Source organism: Okeania sp. SIO2B9 (genome assembly GCF_010672505.1).
GTDB lineage: Bacteria > Cyanobacteriota > Cyanobacteriia > Cyanobacteriales > Microcoleaceae > Okeania > Okeania hirsuta.
In genome coordinates this window covers 1-6,303 of record NZ_JAAHGK010000331.1, presented here as the reverse complement: position 1 = coordinate 6,303, position 6,303 = coordinate 1, and the positions used below count along the sequence as shown (strand labels likewise).

Below are 6,303 nucleotides of genomic sequence, written 5' to 3'. Positions count from 1 at the left end.
TTGATTTTAACCTTGCTCAACAAACTCTTGATTGCTCACAATTGATTACTTTTAATTGTGAACCAGGAGAACAAATTCAAGACACTCACTATCATCCTACTCCCCTCGCAGAACTCAACCTTGTGGGTGCTAACCGAGCTGCTCTACAATTTTACGGGGAACACCTACGCAATGCCTTACTCTTAGAAAGACGCTCCCCAACCTATCAAGTTTCTGTTGTGCAAGACTGTCCTCTTCAAGGAGGTGAGGGACTTTGCTACGATGGGGAAACTAATCAACTATTTTGCTTAGACTACGGTAACCCTCAGCTAATTAAATTGTGCTTAACCACCTGCCAGGTGCAGAGATTTCCCTTACCTGGTTTGTGTTACGGTGTCGCAGTATTGACAAAAGGTACGTTGGTGTTGTCTGGAGAGTTGGGGCTAGTGCAATTTAATCTCCATACCCAGAAAATAACACCAATAATCGAAACCTATCAGGGTAAAAAGTTAGTTAGTAATGATGTAATTATCGACACAACAGGAAACATCTGGTTTAACACCATTAATGAGGATACCACAGGTATTAAGGACAAAGGAAAACTGCTAAAGTGCAATCCCCAAGGACAAATCCAGGAAATGTTTGCGGGACTAAGCTATGCTAATGGTATGGGATTATCCCCAGATGGGCGATCGCTCTACGTTGTAGATAGCTTGGAACGGTCGATTCACGTTTTCGTTGTTAATGGTGATTGTTCTGAGTTTTACCACGATCGCCAATTTATCGTTTCCCAGGAGCATGAAGGAGTACCTGATGGATTAGCTGTAGATCGTGCAGGTTATCTTTGGGTTACATTTTGGTTTGGTGGTAAGGTAGTTTGTATTGATCCGCGATCGCAAGCAAGAGTCAGAGAGATTATTCTACCTGTGATGAATATTAGTAGCGTGACAATTGTTGACTCCAAATGCAATTGCCCTGCCGACTCACCTTGGAAATTGTTTGCTTGCTCATCCATAGTTCCTTGGTTAGGGGGGAAATTATTAGCACCTTGGTACGTAGATGATTTGGTAGTCGAACAACGAGGATATCTTTTTGAACTTCGCGAGAGTGAAAAAATCGGGGGAGATAACAATATATGGTAAGATAAACAAATGTCTAATTACTCCGATGAAGATAAATTACTAATAATGTACCAGGTTTCTAATATATTTTTCTGGTTTCTTTGGCGCTTTTTATATATCAATAAATTTCGGAGGCCGACTTGCTTGAAAAGTGAGTATTTTTCGGGTAGCAAAAGCCGAAAAATCACTCTTACTATTGTTTGGGCCACTGACTCTGTAATTCCCATTTATTCTACCTCCTAACTACTGCCTACTGTCTACCCTCGCAAAAAGACTTTCCATACGCAAACCCTAATCAACAACTACCTCTTCTTTGAAAGGAGAGGATTGACTCAAAGGAAAATTTTTCCTTCTGCCCTCTGTGTTCAACTCCCGCTACCTTCGTTTATTAATTTTTAATTAGGGCTTGCTGATTAATTCTCAAAGCATTGACTGATATTGGTTGTAGCATTTTTTTGTCGAAAAAAGTGCCAGCTTTTCAGTGGCAAGAGCTGCATAAAGCTAGTATTTTGGGATGATTATGGCAGAAAAATTGAGGGACAACTTTTCCGACTACCTACTCTATAATTCCCATTTCTCCTGACTCCTGACTCCTTCCTTCACTCATAAGACTTTCTCAGCAAACCCTAATTATTCATTATTAATTATTCGGTAAAGTAGTCTTTTACTGCACTTTTTACTTTTTATATTCCCCAAAACCTATAATTTTGTAGCTCATGCTTTTTGGGAATTGCTATAATCTAAAAATACAGCATATTTTAAACTAATGTGGTACAACTGACGGGGTCAATATTTTGTGCTTGTTCACTACCCTAATTCCCATCTTTCCTACTCCCTAAAAATCAATATATGTACCTCTTAACGAAGTCAGAAGTCAGAAGTTAACCCACCCCTAACCCAACCCACCCCCGCTCCTCCCAGGAGGGGAGCCAGGAGGGGAAGTAGGGGATGCGTGAGCAACTCTCCAAAAATATTGCGCCTTAAAAGGCGGGGTTTTAGACCCACATTATTTTGATAACTTCGGAAACTGCTGTATGTAGATAAAATTGAGTCTAATAGACATCTCCAAAAAATCAAAATAAAATCAATTATTATCCATAAATTATCAATTATTTATCCCTATTCCCTATTACCTATTCCCTCTATTTTAAAGACTATGGCATCTATAAATCAAGATTTCTCGATCGAGAATACTAGAAAAAATTCCCTGCGCAACGTTTTTATTGTACCTTTTGTTTGACAAATATTAACAACATTTGCATTAATTGGTTATCTTTCTTTTAGAAATGGAGAAAAAGCAGTTAATCGATTAGCAAGTCAATGGGAACATGAAGTTACAAACCGTGTTGAAGACCACCTAAATCATTGTCTAGAATACCCTCATATTATTGTTCAAAGTAATATCAATGCTATTCAACTCGAACAACTAAATACCACCAATATTGATACTTTAGCCTTTCATTTCATTAAACAAATTCAATTGTATAAATTTGTTTCTGCTATTTATTTTGCAGGTGACTATGAAAATGGAGAATATGCTCAAGGCAGACGAAATATAGATGGTACTCTAAATATAAAAGTATTTGAAGATTTTCCCAATCGTGTCGATTATCTCGTAAATAAAGAAGGTCAGCGTATTAAAAAGCTGCAAAGTGTAGTAGTAATTATGACAGTACGTTTAGTTACCGCACCTATACTCAAACTTAATTGTGCTGCCAAAAAAATTACTCAAGGTAAATGGGAAACTCAACTCCACATTAACCGTAACGATGAAGTGGGAGAACTGACTCACTCTTTTAATTGTATGGCAAACCAACTGAAAAATTCCTTTAAATCTCTAGAAGCAAACAACGAACAACTCAAGCAACTCGATCGCCTCAAAGACGAATTTTTAGCCAACACTTCTCACGAACTACGAACCCCCCTCAATGGTATTATCGGTATCGGTGAATTTCTTTTAGAAAGCAATACAGAAAAATTGAATTCAGTCACCACTGGCAACTTAACGATTTAAATATTGGGGGTGGGGAGTGTGGGGAGGTGGAGAAAGTGTGGATAGAATTATAAACATATACTGTATAACCAGATTCTATATAATTTATCTTTCTCCTAATCATAAATTTATTCAGCAACGCCCCAAAACTTAATATTATATCATGTCCGGTAGCATCGGTATTGTAAGCGTGAAGGTAAGGAAGAGGGAAGAAGGCTTAAAAGCTGGAAAAAAGGCTTAAAAGCTGGAAAAAACGTAAATTTCCTGTAGATATTCACCCTTGATTTTACACAAACGATACCAACGGACATGATATTAAAGGTGCGTGATGGCTCAACTATGAGTCTATTATCGTCACACACCTTACTTATATCATGTTCCCCTCCGGGGGAGCTACGAATTGCGGATAATCAGTTATAATAAACCTTCTGCCTTCTAACCTTGCTCTTTCCCTTCAGCATAGCTGCCCTCTGCCTTCTGCCTTTGGTCCACAGATATTATAAGTATTCAACCGAACATGATATTATACTGCTTGAAACTTGTTGCAGATATAGCCTATGTCCGCTAAAATCCTTTTAAAGTTTTCAGGGCAAACTTTTGCACTTGCTCATCTGAGTCATTTTCGGCTCGATCGCTCAATATCTGGAGAATCTGAGTATTCTCTTGATATTGTTCGAGAATTGCCTCTAAAGCAGTTTGGCGCGGGTTATCTTCCCACTCCTCCTGGCGTACAAATGGATCGGAGTATGTGCGAGTGCAGAAAAATTCAAACATTCCTGGTTCATCATGCCAACCTAAAGCTAACTGCTGTATTGCTGAACGTCGTACATAAAAATTCTCATCAGACTCAGCTAGTTTTTTGAGCATAATAACCGCAAAAGGATCGTTTTTTCCCAGCATAGCAAATAATTCTAAAGCAGTTTGTCGCACATAAAAACTACGATCGCTCATAGCTACTTGTTTGATAATTTCTATTACCTCAGGGTCATATTGCCAACAAATACCTAACTCAACCACTGCTGTTTGCCGGACGCACACATCCTCGTCAGAAATAGCTAATTTTTTAAATAACGCTAATGTCTCAGGGTTATGCTTCCAACCGAGAGCTAATTGCTGCATTGCTGCTTGTCGTACTTCTCGTTCATCTGTAGACTCTACCCTTTGTTTGAGAATAGTAAAAGTATCAGGGTCATCTTTCCAACCAAGAGCTAATTGTTGCATTGCTAGCTGTTGTAAATCTGGACATTGAGCTGATACAGCCAGCTTTTTGAGAGCAGACATGGTCTCAGGGTCATCCTTCCAAGTAGTAGCTAATTGTAGTACTGCTGACTGTTGTAGCTGTGAACAATTGCCAGACACAACCAGTTGTTTGATAATATTTAGAGTGTCGGGATCGTCTTTCCAATCTGTAGCTAACTGTTCCATTGTTGCCTGTTGCACATAAGAACACGGATCGTCAACTGCTTGTTGTTTGAGCCAAGCTAAGATATTAGGATCGTCCTTACCATCATTGCCTAGTTTAACGACTGCTGCTACTCGCACATCTGAACATCCGTCAGATACAGCAATTTGTTGCAGAGTTGCCAAAGTATCACCGTCATTTTTCCAAGTAGTAGCTAACAATTCCATTGCTGCTATGCGTACTTCTGAAAATTTATCGGATAATGCTGCTTGTTTAATTGTAGCGATCGCCTCTGGGTGATCTTTCCAACCTGTGACCAACATCTCCATTGCTGCAATTTGTACATCGTGGCGATCGTCAGACAAAGCAACTTTTTTGACTACTTCAAAAGTCTCAGGATCGTCATGCCAAGCAGTAGCTAGTTGTTCAACTGCTAACTTCCTAGCGTGCCAACAATCATCTTGGAAAACGACTTGTTTGAGAATACTCAAAGTATCAGGGTCATCTTTCCAACCGATAGATAATTCTCGTATTGCAGCCACTCGTGCATCAGAGTTAGACAGAGCCAATTTTTTCAGGAGAGCTAAAACACTAGGGTCATCTTTCCACCCAACAGTTAATTGTGCTACTGCTATCTCTCCCACTACCCAGCACTCAGGAGACTCAGCCTGCTGTTTGAGAAAAGTCAACACATCTGGGTCATGTTGCCAAAATGCACCCAACTGTACTACTGCCAGTTCTCGCATCCGCCAACATTCATCTGACTGCACAACCTGTTTCAGAATAGCTACTGTATCAGAGTCTTTTTGCCAGTTTTCGATTAAATAGCCCATTGCTGCTTTTCGCACTTCTGAAGCTGTGTCTGATATAGCCAACTTTTTCATAATAGCTACTGTATCAGAATTTTCCTTCCAATCTGTTACTAACTGTTCCACTGCTGCAAGTCGGACATGAGAACACTGGTCAAATTCTGCCAGTTGTTTGAGGGTTAATAGCGTATCTGGATCGCTTCCCAAATTTTCTGCTAGTTGACTCATCGCAGCTCGTCTTACCTCTGAAGCTTGAGCAGACAAAGCCAATTGTTTCAGAATAGTTCCAGTATCGATGTCATCTTTTGCCAGTTTAGCTAACTTGAATACTGCTTCTGAAGCCACATAAGGGCTTGGATCAGACATTGCCATTCCTTTGAGCCAAGCTAAAGTCTTGCGGTCGTACTTCCCATCTTGATTTAATTTTTCTATGATGGTTAAACGTACTCCCCAATGTTTATCTGATTCTGCTCTTTGTCTTAGCCAGGTGAGAGTATCTATATCTTGCCAACCTTCAGCTAAAAGTTCTACTGCTGTTTCCCGCAAAGCTTCATCAACATCGGATACAGCTCGTTGTTTCAAAAATGCTAGGGTATCTGGCTCATTTTGCCAGTTTTGGGCTAACTGTTTTAATGCTGCATAACGTACATTTGAGGAACGATATTGATCTGCCAAAATCAGTTGTTTCAGGAAAGCGATCGTATTTGGATCGTCATGCCAACCTGTAGTTAATTGGGTAAGTATGGCTTCTTGTACCCACCAATATTCATTGTTAGATACTACAAATTGTTTAAGAAAAGGTAAAATATTAGGATCGTTTTGCCTGCCTTGGACAAGATATTCTGTTGCAGCTCTCCGCACATCTGGACATCCATCGGATATAGCTAATTGTTTAAGAATAGCTACAGTATCCGGGTGATTTTTCCATTCTATGGCTAGCTTTTCCAATGCTGCTATTCGCTGTTCTGGGTCTTCGTCAAACACCACTTGACGTTTGAG

General features: G+C 39.7%; 3 protein-coding genes. 2 read left to right on the top strand and 1 reads right to left on the bottom strand.

Features of this window, described 5'->3' with window-relative positions; translation table 11 throughout:
* Both F6K13_RS13535 and F6K13_RS13530 read left to right on the top strand, forming a co-directional pair.
* The coding region (locus tag F6K13_RS13535) for an SMP-30/gluconolactonase/LRE family protein (protein ID WP_287287616.1) at positions 1-1,121 on the top strand (1,121 nt) is incomplete at its 5' end.
* A gap of 1,459 nt (positions 1,122-2,580) precedes the next feature.
* A complete protein-coding gene (locus F6K13_RS13530) occupies positions 2,581-3,114 on the top strand; it encodes a histidine kinase dimerization/phospho-acceptor domain-containing protein (protein ID WP_240038743.1) in 534 nt (177 codons plus the stop codon).
* 543 nt (positions 3,115-3,657) lie between these two features.
* Here the strand turns inward: F6K13_RS13530 and F6K13_RS13525 are convergent.
* A partial coding sequence (locus tag F6K13_RS13525; protein ID WP_287287615.1) for a HEAT repeat domain-containing protein occupies positions 3,658-6,303 on the bottom strand: 2,646 nt, incomplete at its 5' end.